The sequence below is a fragment of the Microbacterium barkeri genome, assembly GCF_027921765.1.
GTDB classification, from domain to species: domain Bacteria; phylum Actinomycetota; class Actinomycetes; order Actinomycetales; family Microbacteriaceae; genus Microbacterium; species Microbacterium barkeri.
In genome coordinates, this window is sequence record NZ_BSEJ01000011.1 from 48,462 (window position 1) to 72,890 (window position 24,429).

27 protein-coding genes and 2 tRNA genes are annotated in these 24,429 nt (G+C 70.3%); 10 read left to right on the forward strand and 19 right to left on the reverse strand.

Annotated features, from left to right (window positions below; genetic code table 11):
• Nucleotides 1–81: 81 nt before the first annotated feature.
• From PKE79_RS11660 to sdhC, 4 genes are read right to left on the reverse strand one after another with little or no spacing between them, the layout of a single operon-like run.
• Complete coding sequence (locus PKE79_RS11660; protein WP_271173864.1) at nt 82–837, reverse strand: succinate dehydrogenase iron-sulfur subunit; 756 nt, start codon at nt 835–837, stop codon at nt 82–84.
• A complete protein-coding gene (gene sdhA / locus PKE79_RS11665; RefSeq protein WP_271173865.1) occupies nt 837–2,663 on the reverse strand; it encodes a succinate dehydrogenase flavoprotein subunit in 1,827 nt (608 codons plus the stop codon). The genes PKE79_RS11660 and sdhA overlap by 1 nt, the downstream gene beginning before the upstream one ends.
• Before the next feature lie 20 nt (nt 2,664–2,683).
• Complete coding sequence (sdhD, locus tag PKE79_RS11670) at nt 2,684–3,157, reverse strand: succinate dehydrogenase, hydrophobic membrane anchor protein (RefSeq protein ID WP_271173866.1); 474 nt, start codon at nt 3,155–3,157, stop codon at nt 2,684–2,686.
• Nucleotides 3,157–3,591, reverse strand: a complete 435-nt coding sequence (gene sdhC, locus PKE79_RS11675; protein ID WP_271173867.1) for a succinate dehydrogenase, cytochrome b556 subunit — start codon at nt 3,589–3,591, stop codon at nt 3,157–3,159. The genes sdhD and sdhC overlap by 1 nt, the downstream gene beginning before the upstream one ends.
• A gap of 198 nt (nt 3,592–3,789) precedes the next feature.
• Between sdhC and PKE79_RS11680 the strand changes: the two genes are divergently transcribed.
• Both PKE79_RS11680 and PKE79_RS11685 read left to right on the forward strand, forming a co-directional pair.
• Complete coding sequence (locus PKE79_RS11680; RefSeq protein WP_271173868.1) at nt 3,790–4,905, forward strand: mannose-1-phosphate guanylyltransferase; 1,116 nt, start codon at nt 3,790–3,792, stop codon at nt 4,903–4,905.
• 125 nt (nt 4,906–5,030) lie between these two features.
• Nucleotides 5,031–5,873, forward strand: a complete 843-nt coding sequence (locus tag PKE79_RS11685; protein ID WP_271173869.1) for an exodeoxyribonuclease III — start codon at nt 5,031–5,033, stop codon at nt 5,871–5,873.
• A gap of 61 nt (nt 5,874–5,934) precedes the next feature.
• On the opposite strand, the gene PKE79_RS11690 is transcribed toward PKE79_RS11685, so the two are convergent.
• Nucleotides 5,935–6,690 (reverse strand): hypothetical protein, encoded by a 756-nt coding sequence (locus tag PKE79_RS11690; RefSeq protein ID WP_271173870.1) that lies wholly within the window; start codon nt 6,688–6,690, stop codon nt 5,935–5,937.
• Between the two features lie 189 nt (nt 6,691–6,879).
• On the opposite strand from PKE79_RS11690, the gene PKE79_RS11695 reads away from it, so the two are divergent.
• The 4 genes from PKE79_RS11695 (at nt 6,880) to pstB (ending at nt 11,010) form a co-directional block, all read left to right on the forward strand.
• Nucleotides 6,880–7,989 (forward strand): phosphate ABC transporter substrate-binding protein PstS, encoded by a 1,110-nt coding sequence (locus PKE79_RS11695; protein ID WP_271173871.1) that lies wholly within the window; start codon nt 6,880–6,882, stop codon nt 7,987–7,989.
• 138 nt (nt 7,990–8,127) lie between these two features.
• Nucleotides 8,128–9,111 (forward strand): phosphate ABC transporter permease subunit PstC, encoded by a 984-nt coding sequence (gene pstC / locus PKE79_RS11700; protein WP_271173872.1) that lies wholly within the window; start codon nt 8,128–8,130, stop codon nt 9,109–9,111.
• Nucleotide 9,112: 1 nt separating this feature from the next.
• Entirely contained in the window at nt 9,113–10,195 is a 1,083-nt protein-coding gene (gene pstA / locus PKE79_RS11705; protein ID WP_271173873.1) for a phosphate ABC transporter permease PstA, read from the forward strand.
• Between the two features lie 35 nt (nt 10,196–10,230).
• Nucleotides 10,231–11,010, forward strand: a complete 780-nt coding sequence (gene pstB / locus PKE79_RS11710) for a phosphate ABC transporter ATP-binding protein PstB (protein ID WP_271173874.1) — start codon at nt 10,231–10,233, stop codon at nt 11,008–11,010.
• Between the two features lie 707 nt (nt 11,011–11,717).
• On the opposite strand, the gene PKE79_RS11715 is transcribed toward pstB, so the two are convergent.
• Together PKE79_RS11715 and PKE79_RS11720 are read right to left on the reverse strand one after the other, a co-directional pair.
• Nucleotides 11,718–12,347 (reverse strand): DNA-directed RNA polymerase subunit beta, encoded by a 630-nt coding sequence (locus tag PKE79_RS11715; RefSeq protein WP_271173875.1) that lies wholly within the window; start codon nt 12,345–12,347, stop codon nt 11,718–11,720.
• 74 nt (nt 12,348–12,421) lie between these two features.
• Nucleotides 12,422–12,811, reverse strand: a complete 390-nt coding sequence (locus PKE79_RS11720; RefSeq protein WP_271173876.1) for a hypothetical protein — start codon at nt 12,809–12,811, stop codon at nt 12,422–12,424.
• A 38-nt stretch (nt 12,812–12,849) separates the two neighbouring features.
• Here PKE79_RS11720 and PKE79_RS11725 point away from each other — a divergent pair.
• Nucleotides 12,850–12,925: transfer RNA gene (locus PKE79_RS11725), tRNA-Lys, on the forward strand.
• A 28-nt stretch (nt 12,926–12,953) separates the two neighbouring features.
• Here the strand turns inward: PKE79_RS11725 and PKE79_RS11730 are convergent.
• A complete protein-coding gene (locus PKE79_RS11730) occupies nt 12,954–13,823 on the reverse strand; it encodes an SDR family oxidoreductase (protein WP_271173877.1) in 870 nt (289 codons plus the stop codon).
• A 119-nt stretch (nt 13,824–13,942) separates the two neighbouring features.
• Here PKE79_RS11730 and PKE79_RS11735 point away from each other — a divergent pair, with 119 nt between their 5' ends.
• Nucleotides 13,943–14,743, forward strand: coding sequence for a fructosamine kinase family protein (locus tag PKE79_RS11735; protein WP_271173878.1), 801 nt, complete (start codon nt 13,943–13,945; stop codon nt 14,741–14,743).
• 22 nt (nt 14,744–14,765) lie between these two features.
• Nucleotides 14,766–15,383 carry a GyrI-like domain-containing protein gene (locus tag PKE79_RS11740; protein WP_271173879.1) on the forward strand — a complete coding sequence of 206 codons (618 nt, stop codon included), beginning with the start codon at nt 14,766–14,768 and terminating at the stop codon, nt 15,381–15,383.
• 3 nt (nt 15,384–15,386) lie between these two features.
• Here PKE79_RS11740 and PKE79_RS11745 read toward each other — a convergent pair whose 3' ends face one another.
• Nucleotides 15,387–15,959 carry an isochorismatase family protein gene (locus PKE79_RS11745; RefSeq protein ID WP_271173880.1) on the reverse strand — a complete coding sequence of 191 codons (573 nt, stop codon included), beginning with the start codon at nt 15,957–15,959 and terminating at the stop codon, nt 15,387–15,389.
• 31 nt (nt 15,960–15,990) lie between these two features.
• Nucleotides 15,991–16,431 (reverse strand): MarR family winged helix-turn-helix transcriptional regulator, encoded by a 441-nt coding sequence (locus tag PKE79_RS11750; RefSeq protein ID WP_271173881.1) that lies wholly within the window; start codon nt 16,429–16,431, stop codon nt 15,991–15,993.
• Between the two features lie 42 nt (nt 16,432–16,473).
• Between PKE79_RS11750 and PKE79_RS11755 the strand changes: the two genes are divergently transcribed.
• A complete protein-coding gene (locus tag PKE79_RS11755; RefSeq protein WP_271173882.1) occupies nt 16,474–16,671 on the forward strand; it encodes a hypothetical protein in 198 nt (65 codons plus the stop codon).
• Nucleotides 16,672–16,678: 7 nt separating this feature from the next.
• Here PKE79_RS11755 and PKE79_RS11760 read toward each other — a convergent pair whose 3' ends face one another.
• The 9 genes from PKE79_RS11760 to PKE79_RS11800 form a co-directional block, all read right to left on the reverse strand.
• The gene (locus tag PKE79_RS11760; protein ID WP_271173883.1) at nt 16,679–17,077 is read right to left on the reverse strand and encodes a hypothetical protein; all 399 of its coding nucleotides are present in this window, start codon (nt 17,075–17,077) and stop codon (nt 16,679–16,681) included.
• Nucleotides 17,078–17,135: 58 nt separating this feature from the next.
• Nucleotides 17,136–17,208, reverse strand: a tRNA-Thr gene (locus PKE79_RS11765).
• A 103-nt stretch (nt 17,209–17,311) separates the two neighbouring features.
• On the reverse strand, nt 17,312–18,892 hold the full coding sequence (locus PKE79_RS11770; protein ID WP_271173884.1) for an alpha/beta hydrolase: 1,581 nt from the start codon (nt 18,890–18,892) through the stop codon (nt 17,312–17,314).
• On the reverse strand, nt 18,889–20,046 hold the full coding sequence (locus tag PKE79_RS11775; protein ID WP_271173885.1) for a DNA polymerase III subunit delta': 1,158 nt from the start codon (nt 20,044–20,046) through the stop codon (nt 18,889–18,891). The genes PKE79_RS11770 and PKE79_RS11775 overlap by 4 nt, the downstream gene beginning before the upstream one ends.
• Nucleotides 20,047–20,101: 55 nt before the next feature.
• Nucleotides 20,102–20,722: a dTMP kinase gene (tmk, locus tag PKE79_RS11780; protein ID WP_271173886.1), complete on the reverse strand. Its 621-nt coding sequence runs from the start codon at nt 20,720–20,722 to the stop codon at nt 20,102–20,104.
• 2 nt (nt 20,723–20,724) lie between these two features.
• Nucleotides 20,725–23,466 carry a type I DNA topoisomerase gene (topA, locus tag PKE79_RS11785; RefSeq protein WP_271173887.1) on the reverse strand — a complete coding sequence of 914 codons (2,742 nt, stop codon included), beginning with the start codon at nt 23,464–23,466 and terminating at the stop codon, nt 20,725–20,727.
• A gap of 72 nt (nt 23,467–23,538) precedes the next feature.
• The gene (locus PKE79_RS11790) at nt 23,539–23,859 is read right to left on the reverse strand and encodes an Rv3654c family TadE-like protein (RefSeq protein WP_271173888.1); all 321 of its coding nucleotides are present in this window, start codon (nt 23,857–23,859) and stop codon (nt 23,539–23,541) included.
• Nucleotides 23,859–24,221, reverse strand: coding sequence for a TadE family type IV pilus minor pilin (locus tag PKE79_RS11795; protein ID WP_271173889.1), 363 nt, complete (start codon nt 24,219–24,221; stop codon nt 23,859–23,861). The genes PKE79_RS11790 and PKE79_RS11795 overlap by 1 nt, the downstream gene beginning before the upstream one ends.
• The gene (locus PKE79_RS11800; RefSeq protein ID WP_271173890.1) at nt 24,221–24,409 is read right to left on the reverse strand and encodes a DUF4244 domain-containing protein; all 189 of its coding nucleotides are present in this window, start codon (nt 24,407–24,409) and stop codon (nt 24,221–24,223) included. Before PKE79_RS11800 ends, PKE79_RS11795 begins: the two co-directional genes overlap by 1 nt.
• Between the last annotated feature and the right edge of the window lie 20 nt (nt 24,410–24,429).

The following is a 24,429-nucleotide window of genomic DNA, read 5'->3' on the forward strand; positions in this document are numbered from 1 at the left end:
CGATCCGGGCGACCGCAACGCGATAGTTACAAACACGACGACGGGGCCCGGGGAACTCCCGGGCCCCGTCGCGGGCGAAGGTCAGCGGCCGCCCTTGAGGATGGCCTGCTTGACCTCGGCGATGGCCTTCGTGACCTCGATGCCACGCGGGCACGCCTCGGTGCAGTTGAAGGTCGTGCGGCAGCGCCACACGCCCTCCTTGTCGTTCAGGATGTCGAGGCGCACCTGCGCCTCGTCGTCGCGCGAGTCGAAGATGAAGCGGTGCGCGTTCACGATGGCGGCGGGCCCGAAGTACTGCCCGTCGGTCCAGAACACGGGGCACGACGAGGTGCACGCCGCGCAGAGGATGCACTTCGTGGTGTCGTCGAAGCGCTCGCGATCGGCGATCGACTGCACGCGCTCCTTGCCCTTGGCGGGCGCGCTGTTCGCCTGCAGGAACGGCTGGACGTCACGGTACGCCGCGAAGAACGGGTCCATGTCGACGACGAGGTCCTTCTCGAGCGGCAGGCCCTTGATCGCCTCGACGTAGATCGGCTTCGAGATGTCGAGGTCCTTGATGAGCGTCTTGCATGCGAGACGGTTGCGCCCGTTGATCCGCATGGCGTCCGACCCGCAGATGCCGTGCGCGCACGAACGGCGGAAGGTCAGCGAGCCGTCGACCTCCCACTTGATCTTGTGCAGCGCGTCGAGCACGCGATCGGTCGGGTACATCTCGACGTCGTAGTCGACCCAGCGGGGCTCGCTGTCGGTCTCCGGGTCGAAGCGCCGGACGATGAACGTGACGAGGTACGACTGGATGGCGGTCTCGGCGGCGGGCGCCTCTGCGACGGTCGACATCAGTACTTCCTCTCCATCGGCGGGTAGTTGAACTCGCCCTTCTCGTTCTTGGTGAACACGACGGGCTTCCAGTCGAGCTTGATGTGGTCCTCCGGGTCCGGCGAGTGCGGGTCGCCGGTCAGGTAGGCCATCGTGTGCTTCATGAAGTTCTCGTCGTCGCGGTCGGGGTAGTCCTCGCGCATGTGGCCGCCGCGGCTCTCCTTGCGGTTTCGGGCGGCGTAGGCGACGATCTCGGCGAGGTCGAGCAGGAAGCCCAGCTCGATCGCCTCGAGCAGGTCGGTGTTGAACCGCTTGCCCTTGTCGTCGACGTAGATGTTCTTGTAGCGCTCGCGCAGGTCGTGGATGGTGCCCATGACGTTCGTCAGGGTCTCCTCGGTGCGGAACACCTGCGCGTTCGCATCCATCTGCTCCTGCAGCGTGCGGCGGATGTCGGCGATGCGCTCGGTGCCGTTGGCGGTGCGGATGCGCTCGACGAGCTCGCGCACCTCCTTCGCCGGGTCCTCGGGCAGCGGGACGAGCTCGCCGGTCTTCACGTACTCGACCGCATGGCGGCCCGCTCGCTTGCCGAAGACGTTGATGTCGAGCAGCGAGTTCGTGCCGAGTCGGTTGGCGCCGTGGACCGACACGCACGCGCACTCCCCCGCCGCGTACAGGCCGGGGACGACGGTCGTGTTGTCGGCGAGCACCTGCGCGTCGTTGTTCGTCGGGATGCCGCCCATCGCGTAGTGCGCGGTCGGCATCACGGGCACGGGCTCGACGACGGGGTCGACGCCGAGGTACGTGCGCGCGAACTCCGTGATGTCGGGCAGCTTCGTCTCGAGCACCTCGGCGCCCAGGTGGGTGCAGTCGAGGTAGACGTAGTCCTTGTTGGGTCCGGCGCCGCGGCCCTCGAGGACCTCCTTGACCATGCAGCGCGCGACGATGTCGCGCGGGGCGAGGTCCTTGATCGTCGGCGCGTAGCGCTCCATGAACCGCTCGCCGGAGGCGTTGCGGAGGATGGCTCCCTCGCCGCGCGCGCCCTCGGTCAGCAGGATGCCGAGGCCGGCGAGGCCGGTCGGGTGGAACTGGAAGAACTCGATGTCCTCGAGCGGCAGGCCCTTGCGCCACACGATGCCGACGCCGTCGCCCGTGAGGGTGTGCGCGTTCGACGTCGTCTTGAAGACCTTGCCGAAGCCGCCCGTCGCGAAGATGACGGCCTTGGAGTGGAAGACGTGGAGGTCGCCCGTGGCGAGCTCGTAGGCGACGACGCCCGCGATCTTCGTCGTGCCGTCCGCGTCCTTCACGGTGATGAGGTCGAGCGCGTAGAACTCGTTGAAGAAGTTGATGCCGAGCTTGACGCAGTTCTGGAACAGCGTCTGCAGGATCATGTGGCCCGTGCGGTCGGCCGCGTAGCACGCGCGGCGCACGGGGTTCTTGCCGTGCTCGGCCGTGTGACCGCCGAAGCGGCGCTGGTCGATCTTGCCGTCGGGCGTGCGGTTGAACGGCAGGCCCATGTTCTCGAGGTCGATGACGGCGTCGATCGCCTCCTTGGCGAGGATCTCCGCGGCGTCCTGGTCGACGAGGTAGTCGCCGCCCTTCACCGTGTCGAACGTGTGCCACTCCCAGGAGTCCTCCTCCACGTTCGCGAGGGCTGCGGCCATGCCGCCCTGCGCGGCTCCCGTATGGGAGCGCGTGGGGTACAGCTTCGTGATCACGGCGGTCTTCGCGCCCGGGCCGGCCTCGATGGCCGCGCGCATGCCGGCGCCGCCGGCGCCGACGATCACGATGTCGAACTCGTGGTAGTACACGCCGTCCTTGAGCACGGCGTCGGTGTGCTGTGTCGTCACGTCTCTTCCGTCAATCCCTGTCAGTTGGCCGCAGCCTGGCAGACCTCGAACAGCGCGCTGTCGGGGTTCTCGAACGCACCGAACACGCCGGCGCACGGGTCGAAGGTGAACACCACGAGCGTGCCGAGCACGATCATGAGCGCGGCGACGATGCCGATGACCCACACGAGCGCGGTGCGCACGGTCTTGCCCTGCACGTAGTCGTTGACGATCGTGCGCATGCCGTTTGCGCCGTGGATGAACGCGAGCCAGAGCATGAGCACGTCCCACCACTGCCAGAACGGCGACGCGAACTTGCCCGCGACGAACGCGAAGTTCAGCGCGTGGACGCCGCCTTCCGGCAGCACAAGGTTCACGAGCAGGTGGCCGAAGATGAGCACGACGAGCAGGACGCCCGACACGCGCATGTAGAGCCATCCCCACTTCTCGAGGTTGACACCGCGGCTGGCGGGCCGCTGCGGGGAGCGGGGTGCGGCGAGGTCTGCGGCGGTCATCAGTGTCCTCCTCCGAAGTCGCCGAACACGTTCATGAGCTGACGCGGAACGAAGCCGGCCATGACCACGGCCCAGACGCCGAGGACTCCCCAGAAGAGCTGGCGCTGGTACTTCGCGCCCTTCGACCAGAAGTCGACGAGGATGATGCGCAGCCCGTTGAACGCGTGGAACGCGATCGCGCCGACGAGCGCGATCTCGCCGATGCCCATGATCGGGTGCTGGTACGTGCCGATCACCGCGTTGTACGCCTCCGGCGAGACGCGGATGAGCGCGGTGTCGAGCACGTGCACGAGAAGGAAGAAGAAGATGGCGATGCCGGTGATGCGGTGCAGCACCCACGACCACATGCCCTCGCGGCCGCGGTACAGGGTGCCCCTCGGTGTTCTCGACGTCGTCTCCGACACCCGGGGCGTCGGTCGCGCGGTAGCGGACAAGATCGTCCTCCTGCTCTCAGGGCCTGCGAGGCGGCTCGTGGACCTGCCGCCGATCGCCCTTCAGGCTACTCCCAGGGGCGCCGAAGCGGCCATTGAGGATCGCCTAACTATCTCGACGTCGAGAGGTCAGGGCACCCTTACTCCGCGTGATTCCGCGCCTCCCGGGGTTCGGAGGCGACGCCTTGTAGCCTGGTGCTCATGCCAGAACCGATCAAGGACTTCTTCGCCGTCATCCCCGCAGGCGGGGTGGGCTCGAGGCTGTGGCCGCTGTCCCGCGCGGAGACGCCCAAGTTCCTCCACGATCTGACCGGTTCCGGCCGCTCGCTGCTCCAGGAGACATGGGATCGGCTCCTGCCGCTGGCCGACCGCGAGCACATCGCCGTGGTGACCGGACGCGCGCACGGCCCGAAGGTCGAGAACACGCTCCCCGACATGCCGGAGCACAACGTCTTCGTGGAAGCCGACCCGCGCGAGTCGGCCGCCGCGATCGGCCTGGCCGCGGCCATCCTGCACCGCCGCAATCCCGACGTCATCATCGGCTCGTTCGCGGCCGACCACGTCATCAAGCGGCAGCGGGTGTTCGAGTTCACGGTGCGCCAGGCGGTCGCCGTGGCGCGCGAGGGCTACATCTGCACGATCGGCATCCAGCCGTCCGAGCCCGCCGTGGGCTTCGGGTACATCAAGACCGGCGGCGAGCTCGTCATCGACGACGCGCCGCTGGCCGCCATGGTCGACGCGTTCGTCGAGAAGCCCGACCTCGAGACCGCCCGCCGCTACTACGCCGACCGCTCGTTCCTCTGGAACGCCGGCATGTTCATCTCGCGCGCCGACGTCATCCTCGACGAGCTCAAGGCGAACGAGCCCGAGCTGCACGCGGGCCTCGTCGAGATCGCGGATGCGTGGGATGACCCCGCGCGCAAGGACGAGACCGTCGCACGCGTCTGGCCGACCCTCAAGAAGATCGCGATCGACTACGCCGTCGCGGAGCCCGCGGCCGCGAAGGGGCGCCTCGCCGTCGTCCCCGGCCAGTTCGACTGGGATGACGTCGGCGACTTCGCGAGCCTGTCGAACCTCATCTCCGACGGCGACGGCGAGCGGATGAGCGTGCTCGGGCCGAACGACAAGGTGATCGTCGACGAGTCCACGGGTCTCATCGTGTCGCAGACCAACCGCGTGATCGCGGTCATCGGCGTCGAGAACCTCATCGTCGTCGACACCGACGACGCCCTTCTCGTCACGACGAACGAGCACGCGCAGCGCGTCAAGGGCGTCGTCGGCCGCCTGCATGAGGGCGGCCGCGACAGCGTCCTCTAGAGCCGCCCCCGGACGTTGAGCGAGCGCCAGCGAGTCGACACTCAGCGAGCGCAGCGAGCCGCCCCCGGTCGTTGAGCGAGCGCCAGCGAGTCGAAACGTCCGACCCCCTCGGTAGTGTCGAGATCATGTCTCGAACGATCCGCGTCGCCACAGTCAACGTCAACGGAATCCGCGCAGCCGCCCGCAAGGGGATGGCCGGATGGCTGGATGCTGCCGACGTCGACATCCTCACACTGCAGGAGGTGCGCGGCGAGCGCGAGCACCTCGACGCGGCGCTGCCCGGATGGCACATCCTCGAGGACAAGGCCCTCCAGAAGGGGCGCGCGGGCGTCGCGATCGCGAGCCGCCTCGAGCCGACGGCGTCGAGCATCGCCCTGGGCGACGACGCGCTCGAGTCGAACGGGCGCTGGCTCGAGGCCGACTTCGAGGTGGAGGGTCACAAGCTCACGGTGGTCAGCGCGTACGTGTTCACGGGCGAGGCCGACACTCCCAAGCAGGAGCAGAAGTGGGCGTTCCTCGACGCGATGGACCTCCGGCTTCCCGAGCTCGCCGCCGACGGCGCGCTCGCGGTCGTGACGGGCGACCTCAACGTCGGCCACCGCGAGCTCGACATCAAGAACTGGAAGGGCAACCTCAAGAAGGCGGGCTTCCTGCCGCGCGAGCGCGCCTACTTCGACCGCTGGCTCGGCGCCGAGGGCGAGACCGTCGACTGCGCGGACGGCACGACCGGCACGGGCCTCGGCTGGGTCGACATCGGGCGCCGCTTCCACGGCGAGGTGCCGGGCCCGTACACTTGGTGGTCGCAGCGCGGTCAGGCCTTCGACAACGACGCCGGATGGCGCATCGACTACCAGCTCGCGACGCCGCCGCTCGCGGAGCGCGTCAGCACGTACCGCGTCGATCGTCACGCGTCGTACGCCGAGCGCTGGACGGATCACGCCCCGGTCGTCGTGGACTACGCGTTCTGACCCCTCACGCAGAGGGCGCCTCGGATTCCGAGGCGCCCTCTGCGTGTCTCCGCCTCGTGGCTCAGCGGCGCAGGAGATCGATCAGCGCGGCCTTCGTCAGGCGCGAGTAGCCCGAGAGGCCCGCCTCCCGAGCACGAGCCCGCAGGGCCGGGACCGTGAGACCGGCCAGCTCGTCCGACGCGGGCTCCGGTGCGGCGGAACGGCGCGCACGCCGTGGAGCGGGCGCGGCGGGCGCCGCGGCGATCTCCTCCACGATCCGCTCGATCGGCGCGATCGCCGGCGGTCGCACGACCGTGCGCTTGGCCGCGTCCGCTGCGCGCTTCTCCTTCTCCGTTGCCTTCCTGCGATCGCCCTTCGCGCCATCCGCGCGCTTCGCGTCCTTCTTCTTCGCGGCGTCCTTCGCGGCGGGCTTCGCGTCCTTCTTCTTCCCGGTGTTCTTCTTCGCCGCGTCCTTCTTCGCCGCGGGCTTCGCGTCCTTCTTCGCGGCAGGCTTCGCGGCGGGCTTCGCGGCGTCCTTCTTCTTCGGCGCGGGCTTCTCCGCGGCCGCCTTCTCCTCGGCCTTCCGGACCGCGGCCTCGGTGGCGGAGCGCAGCGCCGCTGCGGCCTCCTCGGCCCGGCGCGCCGTGCGCTTGGGCACCTTCGATGCGCTCTTGGCCGAGGTCCCGGCGATCTCGGCCGCATCGGCGATGAGGGGCTCGAGGCGCTGCGCGGCCTTCTTCGGGAGCCGCTTCGCGGCCTTCTTCGCGGTCGAGACCGCCTTCGCGGCTTCCTGGAGGGCCTTGTGCGCTGCGCGTTCGCGCTCGGGTGTCTTCGCCATCCCTGCATGGTAGAGCTCCGTGAGAGGCCGCGCCGGTCAGGCCGTCGGCCGTCCTCGGCATTCGTCCAGGCGCGTTCACCGTCCGTTCACCTGCGCACCGCAGTCTCTTCACCGGGCACTCCTAGCGTCACGACGTGCCCTGCGACCCGGCGGGGCTGTCCCTGACACTGAACCGAATGAGGATTCACAGTGAAGATCACTCGTCTTTCGAGCCTGGCGGCCGTGGGCGCCATCGCCGCCCTCACTCTCGCGGGCTGCGCCGCGAACGAGGGTGGAGCCACCCCCGAGACGGAGGGCAGCACCGGCGGCGACAGCGCGCTCAGCGGCACGATCGACGCGACGGGCGCCTCGTCGCAGACCGCCGCGCAGGAGGCCTGGGTCGCCGCGTTCCAGACCGCCAACCCCGACGTCACCGTGAACTACGAGCCCACGGGCTCGGGCACGGGTCGTGAGAACTTCCTCTCCGGCGCGAGCGCCTTCATCGGCTCCGACCGCGCGTTCGACGACGACGAGGTCGCCGCAGGCGGCTTCGGCGCCTGCATGACCGACGACATCGTCGAGGTGCCGCTCTACATCTCGCCGGTCGCCGTCGCCTTCAACCTCGAGGGCATCGACACGCTCAACCTCGACGCCGCGACGATCGCCGGCATCTTCAAGGGCGAGATCACGAACTGGAACGACGACGCGATCGCCGCGACGAACCCCGACGTCGAGCTGCCCGACCTCGCGATCACGCCCGTTCACCGCTCCGACCCCTCGGGCACGCAGGAGACCTTCACGACGTACCTCCAGGCGACCGCTCCGGACGTGTGGACCGACGAGCCCTCGGACGAGTGGCCGCTCGAGGGCGGCGAGGCCGCACAGGGCACGTCCGGCGTGATCCAGGCGATCAGCGGCGGCAACGGCACGATCGGCTTCGCCGACGCCTCGCAGGTCGGCGACCTCGGCCAGGTCCACGTCGAGGTCGACGGCGAGTTCGTCGCCTACTCGGCGGAGGCCGCCTCGCTCCTCGTCGAGAACTCGCCGCTGGTCGAGGGCCGCGGCGAGGCCGACCTGGTCTTCGACGTCGACCCGGCTTCGGCCACCGACGGCGCGTACCCGATCGCTCTCGTGAGCTACCTCATCGCCTGCGAGCAGTACGAGGACAAGGAGCAGGCCGCTCTCATCAAGGCGTACCTCGAGTACATCGCGAGCGCCGAGGGCCAGGAGGCCGCTGCCGAGAACGCGGGCAGCGCGCCGATCTCCGACGGCCTCCGCGAGCAGGTGCTCGCGGCCATCGACCTCATCCAGGTCGACTGACACAACCTCACGGCGGACAGCTGAGCGACGGTGCCCTCGCGCCCTTGTCCGAGGAAGGATTCCTCGGCAGGATGCGAGGGCACTGTCGCGAAGCCCCGCAGACGACGACCCCCACGATGACCCGAGGACTGGGAGCACATGAGCATCTCTGAGAAGACGGCGGAGGAAGCGCCGCCGGCAGCGCCCGCGCCGGGCGAGCCCATCAAGGCGAAGCAGCGGCTCGGAGACCGGATCTTCTCCGGCACGGCCCTCGGCGCCGGACTGATCATCCTCATCGTGCTCGCCGCGGTCGCGCTCTTCCTGATCGTCCAGAGCATCCCCGCCTTCGAGGCGGACACCACCGACAACCACATGCTGCGCGGCCAGTCGTTCTGGTCCTACGTGTGGCCTCTGATCTTCGGCACCGTCTGGTCGTCGCTGATCGCGCTCATCGTGGCCGCGCCGATCGCCATCGGCATCGCGCTCTTCATCTCGCACTACGCGCCTCGACGACTGGCCGCCGTCCTCGGCTACATCATCGACCTCCTGGCCGCGGTGCCCTCCGTGGTCTTCGGTCTGTGGGGCGGCCTCGTCTTCGCGCCCATGCTCGTCGGCCTCTTCGCGTGGCTCAACGAGAACCTCGGCTGGATCCCGCTCTTCTCGGGCCAGGTGTCCCCGACGGGGCGCACCATCCTCACCGCCTCCCTCGTGCTCGCCGTGATGATCATCCCGATCATGACCGCCATCTCGCGCGAGGTGTTCCTGCAGACGCCGAAGCTCCACGAGGAGGCCGCCCTCGCGCTGGGCGCCACCCGCTGGGAGATGGTGCGGATGGCCGTGCTCCCCTTCGCGCGCGGCGGCATGGTGTCGGCGGCGATGCTCGGTCTGGGGCGCGCCCTCGGCGAGACGATGGCCGTGACGATGGTCCTGTCGGCCTCCGGCGCCATCACGTTCGAGCTGCTCACCTCGACGAACCCGACCCCCATCCCGGCGAACATCGCCCTCCGCTTCCCGGAGGCGCACGACTCGGGCGTCAACACGCTCATCGCGACGGGCCTCATCCTCTTCATCGTGACCTTCGCGGTCAACGCGTTCGCGCGCTGGATCGTCGCGCGCCGCGCCGAGTTCTCGGGAGCCAACTGACATGGCCGCCATCGCCGCCCCCGCGCAGAGCGCGCGCCTGACCTCCGGACGCCTGCCGGGCTGGGCCCCGTGGGCCCTTCTCGTCGGCTGCTTCGTCGCCTCCTCCATCGTCTTCGGCATCATCGCCGCCGGCGGCGAGCTGGCCGACTTCAACATCGCCGGCGCGCTCATCGTCGGCATGATCCTCTACATCCTGCTCATCGCGGTCACGTCGTCGATCGCCGAGAGCAGCCGCAAGGCCGTCGACCGGGTGATGACGGCGCTCGTGTCGACCGCGTTCGTGATCGCGCTCCTCCCGCTCGTCTCGCTCCTCTGGACGGTCGTCGTCAACGGCATCCAGCGCTTCGACGCCGAGTTCTTCTCGTACTCGATGCGCAACATCGTCGGCGAGGGCGGCGGCATCGTGCACGCCATCTGGGGCACGGTCCTCATCACGCTCATGGCGACCCTGATCGCGGTGCCGATCGGCCTGATGACGTCGATCTACCTCGTCGAGTACGGCCGCGGCAAGCTCGCGCGGGCGATCACCTTCTTCGTCGACGTCATGACGGGCATCCCGTCGATCGTCGCCGGTCTGTTCATCTACTCGGTGTTCGCGCTCTTCATCCGCCCGGGCATCTCGATGGGCTTCATGGGCGCACTCGCCCTCGCGGTGCTCATGATCCCGGTCGTCGTCCGCGGAAGCGAGGAGCTCCTCCGCATCGTCCCGAACGAGCTGCGCGAGGCCTCGTACGCGCTCGGCGTGCCGAAGTGGCTCACGATCGTGAAGGTCGTCCTCCCCACGTCGATCGCCGGCATCACGACGACGATCATGCTCGCGATCGCGCGCGTCATCGGCGAGACCGCACCGCTCCTCCTCACGGCGGGGTACACGCTCAGCCTCAACACCAACCTGTTCGACGGGCAGATGATGACGCTGCCGGTGTTCGCGTACAACCAGTACATGAACCAGGGCACGAGCCCCGACGCCGCGGTCGCGCGCGCGTGGGCGGCCGCCCTCACCCTCATTCTCATCGTCATGCTGCTCAACCTCGTCGCGCGTCTCATCGCGAAGGTCTTCGCCCCGAAGACCGCGGGCCGCTGAGCCGAGACTTCTCCGACCACAACGAAGGAACCCCCGTGTCCAAGAGCATCGAAGTCAACGACCTCAACGTCTACTACGGCGACTTCCTCGCCGTCGAGGGCGTCTCGATCGACATCCAGCCCCGCACCGTGACGGCGTTCATCGGCCCGTCGGGCTGCGGCAAGTCCACCTTCCTCCGCACGCTCAACCGCATGCACGAGGTCATCCCTGGTGCCTCCGTCAAGGGCCAGGTGCTCGTCGACGGCCAGGACCTCTACGGGCCGGGCGTCGACCCCGTGCTCGTCCGCCGCCAGGTCGGCATGGTCTTCCAGCGCCCGAACCCCTTCCCCACGATGTCGATCCGCGAGAACGTGCTCGCGGGCGTCAAGCTCAACAACAAGCGCATCTCGAAGAGCGACGCCGACGCCCTCGTCGAGAAGTCGCTCACGGGCGCGAACCTCTGGAACGAGGTCAAGGACCGCCTCGACAAGCCCGGTTCGGGCCTCTCGGGCGGTCAGCAGCAGCGTCTGTGCATCGCGCGCGCCATCGCGGTCTCGCCCGACATCATCCTCATGGACGAGCCCTGCTCGGCCCTCGACCCGATCTCGACCTTCGCGATCGAGGAGCTCATCAGCGAGCTGAAGAACGACTACACGGTCGTCATCGTCACGCACAACATGCAGCAGGCGTCGCGCGTGAGCGACAAGACCGCGTTCTTCAACATCGCGGGCACCGGCAAGCCCGGCAAGCTCATCGAGTACGACGACACCACGAAGATCTTCACGACGCCCCAGGTGCAGGCGACGGAGGACTACGTCTCGGGTCGCTTCGGCTGAACCGCCCCGTGCCCGAAGGGCCGGTCTCGCTTCCGCGGGGCCGGCCCTTCTGCATGGCGGGCGGATGGCGGCGGGCCGCTCTGCGCGCACACCGCCCGGCACGCCCGCGCCGGCCCCGCCTGCAGCGTGTGGCTGGCCCGTGCGCGGAATCGGACTCCTGGGGCTGGTGTGCGCGTGTCCGCCCCAGCAGACACCATCCGCCCCACCGATCCGAATCGGCGCACGCCCCGCCCCACCGATCCGAATCCGGAGACGCCCTCGCCCCGGCCGCCCGTGCGCGGAATCGGACCCGTGAGGCGCGTGTGCGCGTGTCCACCACAACCGACACCATCCGCCCCACCGATCCGAATCCGGAGACGCCCTCGCCCGGGCCGCCCGTGCGCGGAATCGGACCCGTGAGGCGCGTGTGCGCGTGTCCGCCCCAGCAGACACCATCCGCCCCACCGATCCGAATCGGCGCACACCCCGGCGGCAGGATGGCCGGTGCAAGCCGGGCAGGGAACGTCGCAACAGGGCCCGGCACGCCCGGCCAGCCCGGCACGCCCGAGGGGCGCCGCGTGCTGAATGCCCCATGGGAATACCCGGCAGGGGGTGCCCGTTAGACTGTGATGGCCGGGCCGCAGTAACCCCGGGCTCCAAATTCTGCCGCTGCGAGCGGCCTTCCGCCGAGAGGCGTTTTCTGCGGCTCGGCCTTTTTCATGCCCCGGTCACTCGAGGGCGTCCCGGCGCCACAGGCGCGCCGCCACCGCGAGATCGGCGGCGAAGGCCGACAGGCGCAGTGCCCGCGTCGTGAGGGCGGATGACCGCTCCGGCTCGGTCGGCTCGTAATCGTCGGCGAGGTGCGTCGCTCCGGACGCGACCACCCGGCAGTACGCTGCCGTGCGATCGAGCGCGACGGCGTAATCGCCCGTGAAGGCGCCGTGCAGGATGGTGTCGATGAGGCGCACGAGCTCCTGCGGCCCCGCCGGCGTCGGCGCCCCGGCGATCACCGGATCGGCCGAGTGCAGCTCGACCCTTCCGCGCTCGTACAGCAGCGATGCCGTGTGCGGGTCGTCGTGGATCGAGAGCTGGACGAGGTAGAGGCGCCAGAGCGAGCCGGGCAGCGAGCGCGCGGGCGACTGCGACCACAGCTCGGCGATGTCGTCGATGCCGTGGTGCGCGGTGAACGAGATCAGCCGCTCGACGACATCCGCGTCGGCCTCGTCGCGCACGCGCGAGAGCAGCGCGACGGCCGTCGCGTGCGCCGCGCGCGAGACCTCGGCCGGGTCGCTCCCCGCGAACAGCCGGTCGAACATCTCCGAGGGCCGGCGCACCGGCTTGCTGAACTCCGCACTCATCCCGAAAAGGCTACGCCCGGGTCGCGCCCCGGTCTCCGGGGCGACGCACATGCCGGACGGATAGGCTTTCCCCGTCAGCGCGGCGCGGAGTAGCGCGCGGCGATCTCCTGCAGGAACGCCCCGCCGAGGCGCTCGACGTCGTCGAAGGTGAGCGTGAGATGCTCGCCGATCGCGTTGCCGAGCACGGCGCGCGAGCGGTCGTAGACGATCGGCGGGTGCTCGCGCAGCACGCCGTCCGACATGATCGCCTCGACGACGAGCGAGACCTCGGTGAGCGGGTTGGTGTCCTCGCCGGCGACGCTGCGCAGCCGGTGCACGAACCAGCGGTCGAGCGCGAGGAGGATGCCCTCCGACGCGCGGCGCTCGCCGATCGTGTGGACGTCGCGGGCGGCCTGGAGCGTCTCCTCGAACCACTCGCGCGCGTACGCCTGCTCTTCGTCGGTGAAGGTGCGTCTGTCGAGCATGGCCCGAAGCTACCACCGGGTCCGCGTAAAGTGGTCTCGGGCCTATAGCTCAGTCGGTAGAGCAGCGGACTTTTAATCCGTAGGTCGAGGGTTCGAGCCCCTCTGGGCCCACCAGACGCCACCTCGCGACGCCGCGCTCGCCTCACCCGAGCGAGAATCCGCCGTCGCTCGTGAGCACCTGCCCGACGATCCACGCCCCCTCGTCGGTGGCGAGCCATCCGATGAGGTGCGCGGGATCATCCGGCCGCCCGAAGCGGCCGAACGCGGTGCGCGCGAGCGCCTCCTCGATGCCGCTCAGGTCGCGGTCCGTCGAGTCGGCGTCGAGGTACCCCGTGTTCACGGGCCCCGGATTGACCGTGTTCAGCACGATCCCCACGTCGAGGAGCTCGGCCGCGGCCGTCGCCGTGATGCCCGCGAGCGCGGCCTTGCTCGTCGCGTACGCCACCTCACCGCGCATGGCGCCGTGGATCTGGCCCGAGGTCATCCAGAACACCCGCCCGGTCGGCTCCGGGAAGGGACCCCGCCGACCCACGTGGTCCCCCGGGCGCAGCGCGGCGTCGGGCGTCACACCCGAGATGCGACGCGCGTACTCGGCGGTGAGCAGCAGCACCGAGCGCCCGTTCGCCTGCCAGTGCTCGTCGAGGCGCTCCGCGGTCATGTCGAGCAGGCTCCCGTCGCCGCCACTGCGCGCGTGATTGCAGACGAGGATGTCGACACCGCCGGTGAGCGCGAAGGCGTCGTCGAGCAGGGCAGGGATCTCCGCGGGGTCGCGCAGGTCGGCTGCGCGGTCGCCGAGGCGGGCGCCCGGAGCGAGATGGCCGCGCAGCTGCTCGGTGAGCGCCTCGATGTCGTCCCCTCCCCAGGGCTGGTCGACGTCGTGCGCGCGGAAGTGGTGGATGAAGACGCTCGCGCCGAGTGCGGCGAGACGCGCGGCGACGGCGAATCCGATGCCGCGTCGTCGCGAGACGCCGGTGACGAGGGCGGTCTTGCCGGACAGAGGGAGAGAGGGCATGCAGGAGGTCCTTCCGAGATGCGCAGATGCGCGAGATCAGGGGGCGGAAGCGGCTCACCGGCATTGCATGACGCCCATGCTAGTCGGACCGCAGCCCGCGACGGCTACCCTCGTCCTCGATGGGCGACACGTTCACGAAGACACGACGCGACGGCGACGACCTGCTCGGCGAGGCGGCCGGGCTCCGATGGCTCGCGGAGGCGGATGGCGGTGCGCGCGTGGCGCGGGTCGTCTCCGCCGACCGCGATCGGCTGGTCCTCGAGCGGATCGACGAGGCCGCGCCGTCCGCGGAGGCGGCGCGCGCATTCGGCCACGCGCTCGCCCGCACCCACGCGGCGGGCGCGGCCTGGTGGGGCTGCCCTCCCCCGGAGCACTCGGGCGCGCGGAGCATGGGCCGGTCGCGCACTCCGCTCGTCGTGGACGCCGCAGAAGCGGCGGACACGTGGGGCGCCTTCTACGCCGAGCACCGGGTGGAGGTGTTCGCCCGGCGCCTGCGCGACGACGGCGTGATCGACGAAGACGACGCCGCGGTGTTCCACCGGCTCGCATCCCGGCTGCGAGCCGGCGCCCTCGACCATCCGCAGCCCGCGCTCGTGCGCGCGACGGGCCGTCCCGTCGCACGCGTCCACGGGGACATGTGGGCGGGGAACGTCCTCTACGCCGACGACCCGTCGGGCGCCGCGCTCATCGACCCCATGGCGCACGGTGGCCATGCCGAGACCGACCTCGCGACGCTCTCGGTCTTCGGCTTCCCGCATCTCGAAGACGTGTACGCGGGCTACGACGACGCCTCCCCGCTCGCGGACGGATGGCGCGAGCGCATCGGGCTGCATCAGCTCGGGATCGTCATCATGCATGCGCACCTCTTCCGCGGCGGCTACACGTCATCCGCGCTGCGACTGGCCCGCACGTACGTCTGAGGCCGGCACTACGCTGAGCCGCATGGCGGACAAGATCGACCTGCGGAAGACCCTCGACGCGTACCGCGCGCGGCAGGGCGAGTTCCGCATCGTCGATCTCGAGCCCGCGCGATACCTCATGGTCGACGGGCACGGCGATCCGAACACCTCCCCCGCGTTCGCGGAGGCGATCGAGACCCTGTACCCCGTCGCCTACGCGCTGAAGTTCGCCAGCAAGCAGGAGCTCGAACGCGACTACGTCGTCCCGCCGCTCGAGGGCCTCTGGAGCGCCGACGACATGGCGAGCTTCACGACGGCCCGCGACAAGTCCGCGTGGAACTGGACCCTGGTCATCCGCACACCCGACTGGATCGACGCCGGCCTCGTCGACGCCGCCATCGGGAAGGCGGCGGCGAAGAACCCGCCCCGACTCGCGGAGCTGCGCTGGGAGCTGCTCGACGAGGGGCGGGCCGTCCAGACGCTGCACGTGGGCTCCTTCGACGATGAAGGGCCCGTCCTCGAGCGGATGCACGATGCGTTCATCCCGCAGCACGGCCTGCGGATGACGGGACGCCATCACGAGGTCTACCTCAGCGACTTCCGCAGGGTCCCGCCCGAGCGACGGCGGACCATCCTGCGGCAGCCCGTGGAGGCCGCCTGAGATTCAGACGATCTCGGCTCCCGCGTGTTCGAGTTCGGCGAGCGCCGCCTCCGACGACTCGGCGCCGACCCCCGCGATGAGCCCGGTGAGGATGCGGACGTGCTGGCCATGCGCGATCGCGTCGAGCGCGGACGCACGGACGCAGTGATCGGTCGCGATGCCGACGACGTCGACAGCCTCGATCCCGCGCGCATCGAGGATGCGGCCGACGGTCTCGCCGTCATCCGTCTGACCCTCGAACATCGAGTAGGCGGGGCGTCCCTGGCCCTTCTTCACATGGTGTGTGACCGAGGCGGTGTCGAGCCCGGGATCGTAGTCGGCCCCTGGCGTGCCCGCGACGCAGTGCACGGGCCACGTGTCGACGAAATCGGGATCGGCGCCCACGGCGAAGTGCCCGCCGTTGTCGCCATCGGCATCGTGCCAGTCGCGCGAGGCGATGATCGCCGCGTACTCCCCCGCATGCTCGGCGAGGTGCCGCGTGATCCCCTCGGCCACGGCGTCGCCGCCCGCGACCGCGAGCGCACCGCCCTCGGTGAAGTCGTTCTGCACGTCGACGATGAGAAGCGCCCTGCTCATGGTCCGAGCGTACGCCTCCCCCGGGTCGACGTCAGGCGTCCAGGTTCCCCGAGAAGGGCGCGAGCGAATCCCGAATGCTCGCGAGCTGCGCCGCGTCGAGGCCGACGCGCGCCATGATCTGCTCGGGAACGGCGAGCGCCTGCTCGCGCAGGGCGGCGCCCTCCTCCGTGAGCCCGATCGCGAGCCGCCGCTCGTCATCCGGTCGGCGCTCGCGACGGACAAGACCCTGGGCCTCGAGACGCTTCACGAGGGGCGACGCGGTCGCGGGCTCGAGCGCGAGCTCCGCGGACAGCTCACGGAGCGTGCGCGGGGCCTTCTCCCACAGGGCGAGCATCACGAGGTACTGCGGGTGCGTCAGCCCGAGGGGCTCGAGCACGGGCCGGTAGATCGACACGACGTTGCGCGCGGCCGTCACGATCGCGAAGCACAGTTGGTTCTCGAGCTTCAGCAGGTCCTCGCGATGGTCCGTCACCCGACTACCCTATCGAGGTCTATTCGTTAGTACACTAATTACATGCACGCACGCGTCGAGCGAACACCCCTCCGCACCCGCATCCGTGAGGCGGGTGGCTTCTACCAGTGGTTCAACACCACCCTGATCAGCCTGGCCGGCCCCGCGCAGGTGGGTGAAGGAAAGGGCACGCCCTGTCATCGCTGCGGCGCGCACAAGGTCGACCACGCCCTCGTGGACGGCGAGCTCCGCTGCCCCTGAGCGCGGCTCAGCGCATCGCCACGAGGATCAGCTGCACGATCGTCGACACGACCCCGAGCCCGCCGAACGCGATCGCGCCCCAGCCGAGGAATCGGGGCAGCGGCGAGTGCTGGTGGAGTCGCACGGACCCCGGGCGCTGCGGATTCGTGAAGACGTCGACCTCGTCGGCATCGCCGGCGGCCGCGCGCAGCTCGGGCGTGAGCGGCGCCTCCCCGACCGTGTGACCCACCGTGAACCAGCGCAGGATCGGCGGCTCCTGCTCCGACAGCACGAACGCCCGAACGGGGACCCACGTGCCGTCCGCGAGGCGCGCGATGATCGCGATGAGACCGAGGACGAGCGCCGCACCGAAGCCGATCCACGAGAAGATCTCGGTGATCGCTCCGATCACGTGGCTCGCGTCCATGGGGCTCCGTCGGTATGGCAGAAGGCGCGCCCCGGATGGAGCGCGCCTTCTGTATCGGAGCCACCTGTCGGAATCGAACCGACGACCTATTCATTACGAGTGAATCGCTCTGCCGACTGAGCTAAGGTGGCGATCTCGCGCCGCCCGAGCGGCACGAGAATCAAGCATACCGGGTCGGAGCCCGTGCTGCGAACCGACGGCGTCGGCCGGGCGTTTCGCGTCAGAGCAGTCCGGTCAGGAGCAGACGAGCCCGTCCTCGGGCACGGTGCCGTCGACGAGGAACGCCTCCACGGCGTCGTTGATGCAGTCGCTCGCGCCGTTGTACGCCGTGTGCCCCTCCCCCTCGTACGTGAGCAGCACCCCCGATTCGAGCTGGGCTGCGAGCGCCTCGGCCCACTCGTACGGGGTCGCCGGATCGCCCGTCGTGCCGACGACGAGGATGGGCGCGGCTCCGGAGGCGGAGATCTCGCCGCGCTCGCCCGTCGGCGGGTAGGGCCAGTACTCGCAGGCGGATGCGCCGGACCAGTACGGCGCGATCGTCGGCGCCTCCTCCGCGATCCGCCGCTCGGTCTCCTCGACCGCCTCTTCGGGGTCTTCCGGGTAGTCCATGCAGTTGTAGGCGTTGAAGGCCTCGGTCGAGTTGTCCTGGTACTCGCCGTTCTCGCGGCCGTTGTAGAAGTCCGCGAGGAAGAAGGCGGTCGACGGGTCGCCCTCGAGGGCCCCCGCGAGCGCCTCCGTGAGGTACATCCAGTTCGCCTCGTTGTAGAGCGCCGCGATGATGGCCGTCATGAGCGCATCGGCGCCGAGCTCGCGCCCGTCGTCGTAGGGCAGAGGGCGCGCGTCGACGCTCGCGAGCAGTGCGGAGAGGTCGTTCATCGCGTCGTCGACCGACCCTGCGAAGGGGCAGGCTGCGCCCGTGTCACCTGCCACGCACGCCTCCATGTAGGTGCGCAGGGCGTTCTCGAAGCCGACCGCCTGGGTCACCCCGACGTCCTCCCCCGAGGTGGAGGGATCGATCGCCCCGTCGAGCACGAGGCGGCCGACGCGATCCGGGAAGTTCTCGGCGTAGGTCGCTCCGAGGAACGTGCCGTACGAGAACCCGAGGTAGTCGAGCTCGGTCTCGCCGAGGACGGCGCGCAGCAGATCGAGGTCGCGCGACGACTGCTCCGTCGTGATGAACTCGAGCAGCCCGTCGCTGTTCTCGGCGCACGCGTTCGCGAACGCCTCGGCGCGCTCCTCGAGCTCCGCCTCCCACTCGGCGGAGCCGCGCTCACCCTGCGGGATGTCGTAGAGGTAGGCGTCCATCTCATCCGCGTCGAAGCAGCGGACGGCGGTCGACGCGCCCACGCCGCGCGGATCCCATCCGATGACGTCGTAGCTCTCCTGCAGCGCGTCGCCGATCGACCACGCGATGTTCTCGCGGATGAAGGAGACACCACTGCCGCCCGGACCGCCCGGGTTGGTCAGCAGCGATCCCTGTGCCCGCCCGGAGAGCGCGGTCTGGCGGATCACGGCGAGCTCGATCTCGCCCGCGTCGGGGTGCTCCCAGTCGAGCGGCGCGGTGACTGTCGAGCACTGGAAGTCGCCGCCGCACGGCGTCCACTCGAGCTGCTGGTCGTAGAACGGCAGCAGCTCGTCGGGAACGCCGTCGAGCACGGGCTCGGCGCCGAGGACGGTTCCCGACTGCCCCTCCCCCTCGACCGGGATCTGCGCGGTGAGGCAGCCCGACAGCGCAAGGGCGGCCGCCGAGAGACCCGCGACGACGGCCGTCAGACGGCCGAACCGCCTCCGGAGGGGATGACGGGCGATGGTCATGTCTTCCTTCCGCTGACGATGGTGACGAGCAGGCTCTCGAGCGCGAGCGTGGGCTGCACGTTCTTCTCGAGCGCGTCGCGCGTCTCGGCGATGTGGTCGAGCACGACCAGCGTGCGCTCGGGCTTCCACGCGCCCGCCAGCGCTCGGAGGTCGTCGAGGAGCTCGAGGTTGATGAGGCCCTCCTCCCGCCCGAGCTGCAGGAGCACGACGTCGCGGTACAGGGACTGCAGATCGGTGAGGACGCGATCGATCCCGTCTCGCAGGCTGCGCGTGGCGCGCTTGCGCTGCTCGTCCTCGAGCGCCGTGATCTGCGCGCGCACCGCCGGCGGGATCCGGGCGCCCTCCACGACGCCCACCGTCCGCAGGAGGGCGGCGCGCTCTGCCTCGTCGCGCTCGGCGGTGAGGGCCTTGGCATCGTCCGTGGCGGCCTGGACGATCTCGCCCGCGACCTCGACGACGTCGCCGATGCCCCGCACCCGCATGACGGCGCGCAGCGTGTCGTCGCGGCGCCGGCGCGACGCGGCGTCGGTCGCGAGCCGCTGCGCCATGCCGATGTGGCGCTGCGCGTGACGAGCCGCCTGCTCGGCGGTCGCCTCGTCGACGCCCGTTCGGGCCTGGATGAGCGCGGCGACGTCGGCGACCTCCGGTTCGCGCAGGCGCAGGAGCCGCACGCGCGAGCGGATGGTCGGCAGCAGATCCGCATCGCTCGGCGCGCAGAGCACCCACACGGTCTCGGGCGGCGGCTCCTCGAGAGCCTTCAGGAGCACGTTCGAGGTGCGCTCGGTCATCCGATCGGCGTCCTCGACGACGATCACGCGGTACCGCCCGGTCGAGGGCGAAAAGTACGACCGCTCCACGAGGGCGCGCGCCTGGGCGATCGTGATGATGACGCCCTCGGTGCGCAGCGCGGTGAGGTCGGGGTGCGTTCCCGCGAGCACCTGCTTCATCGTCGCGGTGTCGTCCGGCGCCGACGCGATGAGCGCGGCGGCGAACGCCCGCGCGAGGGTCGATCGCCCGGAGCCGGGCGGACCGGTGATGAGCCACGCGTGCGCGAGCGAGCCCGCGCCCGACGCAGCGGCCTGGAGGATCTCGACGGCCTCGTCCTGCCCCCACACATCCCCCCACGGAAGAGCGGGCGCCGCGACGGAGGTCATACCGTCAGCCTAACCAGCCCCGCCGACAATGCCCTCCGCGCTCCCGCGTGCGGGGTCAGAGCAGGGGCGCGATGCGCGCGCGGATGGCCTCGGCGAGCGTCTCCGGCGAGCGGGCTGCGTCGACGACCAGGAACCGTTCGGGCTCGGCGGCCGCGAGCGCGAGGAAGGCCTCGCGCACGCGACGGTGGAAGTCCTCCTTCTCGGCCTCGAGCCGGTCGAAGGGCTTGTCGTCGGCGTCGAGCCGTGCGCGCGCCGCGGCCGGGTCGAGATCGAGCAGCACGGTCACGTCGGGCAGCGCCCCCTCCGCGGCCCACAGCGACAGATCGCGCACCTCGTCCGCGTCGAGCACGCGACCGGCACCCTGATAGGCGACCGACGAGTCGAGGTAGCGGTCCTGGATGACGACCTCGCCGCGCTCGAGGGCGGGGCGGACGACCGCGCGCACATGGTGGGCGCGGTCGGCCGCGTAGAGGAGAGCCTCCGCGCGCGGCGCGATGTCGCCGCGGTGGTGCAGGACGATGTCGCGGATGAGCTGGCCCACGTCGCTGCCGCCCGGCTCGCGCGTGCGCACGACCGTGCGCCCCTCGGCGGCGAGCCAGTCCTCGAGCAGACGCGCCTGCGTCGTCTTGCCGACGCCGTCGCCGCCCTCGAACGTGATCCAGACCCCGCGCGCCACCGTCACTTCTTCTTCGCGGCCGGCTTGCGCGTCGTGGTCGTCTTGCGCGTCGTCGTGCGCTTCTTGACCGGCCCCTTGGCGCGCTTGTCGGCGAGCAGCTGCTTGGCGCGCTCGAAGTCGATCTCGTCGACCGTCTCGCCGCGCGGGATCGTCGCGTTCGTCTCGCCGTCGGTCACGTACGGCCCGAAGCGGCCGTCGCGCACGCGGATCGGCTTGCCGCTCACGGGGTCGTTGTCGAACTCCTTGAGCGCGCTCGACGCCCGTCGCGCGCCGTACTTCGGCTGCTTGTAGAGCTCGAGCGCCTGCTCGAGCGTGATGTCGAAGATCTGGCTCTCGCTCTCGAGCGAGCGCGAGTCGGAGCCCTTCTTCAGATAGGGGCCGAAGCGGCCGTTCTGCGCGGTGATCTGCTCGCCGCTCTCCGGGTCCTCGCCGACGACGCGCGGGAGCGACAGCAGGCGCAGCGCGGTGTCGAGGTCGACCGTCTCGGGCGTCATGCTCTTGAAGAGCGACGCCGTGCGCGGCTTCGGCGCAGCGGCCTTCTTGGCGCCGCGCTTCTTCGGCTCCTCGGCCACCTCGCCCGTCGCCTCGTCGACCTCATCGGCCGACGGCGGCTCCTGCTCCTGCACATACGGACCGTACCGGCCGTCCTTCACGACGACGATCTTGCCGTTCTCCGGGTTCTCGCCGAGCACCCGGTCGCTCACGACCGGAGCATCGATGAGCTCCTGTGCCTTCTCGGGCGTCAGCTCGTCGGGCGCGAGATCCTCCGGCACGTTCACGATGCGCGGCTTCTCGTCGGGCTTCGCAGGGTCGACGACCTCGAGGTACGGGCCGTACTTGCCGACCCGTAGCGTCGCCGTCTCGGTGATCGGCATGGAGTTGATGGCACGCGCGTCGATCTCGCCGAGGTTGTCGACGATGTTGCGGAGGCCGGGATGCCCCTCCCCGCCGAAGTAGAACGACTTCAGCCAGTCGACGCGGCGCTGCTCGCCGCGCGCGATGGCGTCGAGGTCGTCCTCGAGCTCTGCCGTGAAGTCGTAGTCGACGAGCTCGGAGAAGTGGTCTTCGAGCAGGCGGATCACGCTGAACGCGATCCAGGTCGGGACGAGCGCCTGACCGCGCTTGACGACGTACCCGCGGTCGAGGATGACGCCGATGATGCTCGCGAACGTCGAGGGCCGCCCGATGCCGCGCTCCTCGAGCGCCTTGACGAGGCTCGCCTCGGTGTAGCGCGGCTTCGGGGTCGTCTCGTGCCCCTTCGCGGTCGCGTCGGAGAGCGCGAGCTCGTCGCCCTCCGCGACGCGCGGGAGCGACTGCTCCTTCGCCTCGTCGGCGTCGCCGCGCTTCTCGTCGCGCCCTTCCTCGTACGCCTCGAGGAAGCCCTTGAACGTGTAGACGGTGCCCGACGCCGTGAACTCGACCTTCCGGCCATCCGCCTCGGTCTCGAGCGTGACCGTCGTCGTCTCGAACTTCGCGTCGGACATCTGGCTCGCGATGGTGCGCTTCCAGATGAGGTCGTACATCCGCTGCTCGTCGCGCCCGAGCTGCCCCGCGACCTCCTTGGGGGTGCGGAAGCGGTCGCCCGACGGGCGGATCGCCTCGTGCGCCTCCTGCGCGTTCTTGCTCTTCGACGCGTACGACCGCGGCTTGAGCGGCACGGCGCTCTCGCCGTACAGCGCGACCGCCTGCTCGCGCGCGGCGCTGATCGCCTGCGCGCTGAGGTTGGTCGAGTCGGTGCGCATATAGGTGATGTATCCGCGCTCGTACAGGCTCTGGGCGACCGACATCGTGACCTTCGCGGTCATGCCGAGCTTGCGGCCGGCCTCCTGCTGGAGGGTCGACGTCGTGAACGGCGCGGAGGGGCGCCGTGTGCCGGGCTTCGCCTCGACCTTCGTGACGCGCGCCGTTCCCGTCTCGTCGATCGCGGTCGAGAGCTGCCGTGCGCCCGCCTCGTCGAGCACGACGACCGCGCGCTTGAGCTGGCCCTTGTCGTCGAAGTCGCGGCCGACCGCGAGGGGCGCGCCGTCGACGCGCACGAGACGCACCGAGAAGCTCTCGGCGGCGCGCGCCGCGGTCGCCTCGATGCCCCAGTACGAGGCCGACACGAACGCCATCCGCTCGCGCTCGCGGTCCACGACCATCCGCGTGGCGGCGGACTGCACGCGTCCTGCGCTGAGCGCGGCGCCGGAGCTGCCGCTGCCGATCTTGCGCCACAGGACCGGGGAGACGTCCCAGCCGTAGAGGCGGTCGAGGATGCGCCGGGTCTCCTGGGCGTCGACGAGGGCGAGATCGAGCTCGCGCGTCTTCTCGACGGCGGCCTGGATGGCGTCCTTGGTGATCTCGTGGAACACCATGCGCTTGACCGGGATCTTCGGCTTGAGCGTCTCGAGGAGGTGCCACGCGATGGCCTCGCCCTCGCGGTCCTCATCGGTGGCGAGCAGGAGCTCGGAGGCGTCCTTGAGCGCGCGCTTGAGCTCGGAGACGGTCTTCGTCTTCCGATCGCTGACGACGTAGTACGGCTCGAAGCCGTGCTCGATGTCGATCGAGTACTTGCCGTAGGCCTCGCGGTCCTTTTCGGGGATGTCGCGCTTGTCGGCGAGGTCGCGGATGTGGCCGACCGAGCTGAGCACCTCGTAGCCGTCGCCGAGATAGCTCTGGATCGAGCGCATCTTCGTCGGGGACTCGACGATGACGAGCGTCTTGCCGGCAGCGGTCTTGCCTGATGCCGTCTTGCCTGATGCCAAGGGGCGTCCTTTCCTCGAAGCACACCATACACATCGCGCGCCGACCGGACGCTCACAGGGGAGCGCCTCGGCTCATGAGGGAGGCGGGCCCGCTCGGGCAGCGGCCGCCACCGGGAATCCGCCGTATCGGGACTGGACGGAGACGGTTGCGATGAGACCCTCCACGGTACAGGACGCCAGGGATGCCCGGCCCGCACCCGCCACCTGGCCCGCAAGCCCGCAGGGGTCGCCGGCGACCGCGCCGCTCGCCGCATCGGCCGCGGCGAGCGCGGCCGCGTCGGCCACGCTCGCGATGCGCTGGCTCTCGGCCGCCGCCCCTCCCGCAGCGGCGAGCCCGACGACGAGCGCGCATGCTGCCGCGACCACGCCCGCCCCGACCGCGGTGCCCGACATCACCATCCTCCGGCGAGCGCGCAGCTCGACGCGGACAGCGGGACGGCGAGCGCTCCGATGCGGGCCTCGGCCTCGGCCGTCGCGCACACGAGGTCGCCGTGGTGCGCGATCGAGAGCGCGCCGCCGACCGCCGCGACGATGCCGGCGGCGCGCCCCTCCTCCTCTCCCCTCGCGATGAGCCGCGCCGCGTCGGCCGCGGCGTCCTGGAGCTGCACCTGGCGCGAGGCCGCACCGAGCCCGGCGATGCCGAGCGCGGCGACGAGCACGACGGCGGGCAGCGCGACGGCGAGCTCGGCCGTGACCGAGCCGCGCTCGCTCGCGCGGCACGGCCATCCGCGTCGCCGCCGCACCGCCCGTCGCATCACGGAACCGTGAGCGCGCGGCGCACGAGATCGGTGAGGATCTGCTGCACCTCGCCCGACCGCATGATCATCACGAGCAGACCGGCGAACGCGACGGCCGCCATGGTGACGATCGCGTACTCCGCCGTCGACGCTCCGGTCTCGTCGTCGAGCAGCTCGACGAGTCGGAGGGTGGGCTTCTCTGACATGTGCTCCTTCTTTCTCTCTG

Excerpts from the sequence above, each read along its gene's own strand:
- PKE79_RS11755 (WP_271173882.1), top strand. The coding sequence starts at position 16,474 with ATGCACGCACGCGTCGAGCGAACACCCCTCCGCACCCGCATCCGTGAG.
- PKE79_RS11760 (WP_271173883.1), bottom strand. The coding sequence starts at position 17,077 with ATGGACGCGAGCCACGTGATCGGAGCGATCACCGAGATCTTCTCGTGG.
- PKE79_RS11775 (WP_271173885.1), bottom strand. The coding sequence starts at position 20,046 with ATGACCTCCGTCGCGGCGCCCGCTCTTCCGTGGGGGGATGTGTGGGGG.
- PKE79_RS11720 (WP_271173876.1), bottom strand. The coding sequence starts at position 12,811 with ATGCTCGACAGACGCACCTTCACCGACGAAGAGCAGGCGTACGCGCGC.
- PKE79_RS11660 (WP_271173864.1), bottom strand. The coding sequence starts at position 837 with ATGTCGACCGTCGCAGAGGCGCCCGCCGCCGAGACCGCCATCCAGTCG.
- PKE79_RS11790 (WP_271173888.1), bottom strand. The coding sequence starts at position 23,859 with ATGTCGGGCACCGCGGTCGGGGCGGGCGTGGTCGCGGCAGCATGCGCG.
- sdhD (WP_271173866.1), bottom strand. The coding sequence starts at position 3,157 with ATGACCGCCGCAGACCTCGCCGCACCCCGCTCCCCGCAGCGGCCCGCC.
- PKE79_RS11800 (WP_271173890.1), bottom strand. The coding sequence starts at position 24,409 with ATGTCAGAGAAGCCCACCCTCCGACTCGTCGAGCTGCTCGACGACGAG.
- PKE79_RS11740 (WP_271173879.1), top strand. The coding sequence starts at position 14,766 with ATGGCGGACAAGATCGACCTGCGGAAGACCCTCGACGCGTACCGCGCG.
- PKE79_RS11680 (WP_271173868.1), top strand. The coding sequence starts at position 3,790 with ATGCCAGAACCGATCAAGGACTTCTTCGCCGTCATCCCCGCAGGCGGG.
- PKE79_RS11730 (WP_271173877.1), bottom strand. The coding sequence starts at position 13,823 with ATGCCCTCTCTCCCTCTGTCCGGCAAGACCGCCCTCGTCACCGGCGTC.
- PKE79_RS11745 (WP_271173880.1), bottom strand. The coding sequence starts at position 15,959 with ATGAGCAGGGCGCTTCTCATCGTCGACGTGCAGAACGACTTCACCGAG.
- PKE79_RS11685 (WP_271173869.1), top strand. The coding sequence starts at position 5,031 with ATGTCTCGAACGATCCGCGTCGCCACAGTCAACGTCAACGGAATCCGC.
- PKE79_RS11715 (WP_271173875.1), bottom strand. The coding sequence starts at position 12,347 with ATGAGTGCGGAGTTCAGCAAGCCGGTGCGCCGGCCCTCGGAGATGTTC.
- PKE79_RS11690 (WP_271173870.1), bottom strand. The coding sequence starts at position 6,690 with ATGGCGAAGACACCCGAGCGCGAACGCGCAGCGCACAAGGCCCTCCAG.
- pstC (WP_271173872.1), top strand. The coding sequence starts at position 8,128 with ATGAGCATCTCTGAGAAGACGGCGGAGGAAGCGCCGCCGGCAGCGCCC.
- PKE79_RS11735 (WP_271173878.1), top strand. The coding sequence starts at position 13,943 with ATGGGCGACACGTTCACGAAGACACGACGCGACGGCGACGACCTGCTC.
- PKE79_RS11795 (WP_271173889.1), bottom strand. The coding sequence starts at position 24,221 with ATGCGACGGGCGGTGCGGCGGCGACGCGGATGGCCGTGCCGCGCGAGC.
- PKE79_RS11770 (WP_271173884.1), bottom strand. The coding sequence starts at position 18,892 with ATGACCATCGCCCGTCATCCCCTCCGGAGGCGGTTCGGCCGTCTGACG.
- pstA (WP_271173873.1), top strand. The coding sequence starts at position 9,113 with ATGGCCGCCATCGCCGCCCCCGCGCAGAGCGCGCGCCTGACCTCCGGA.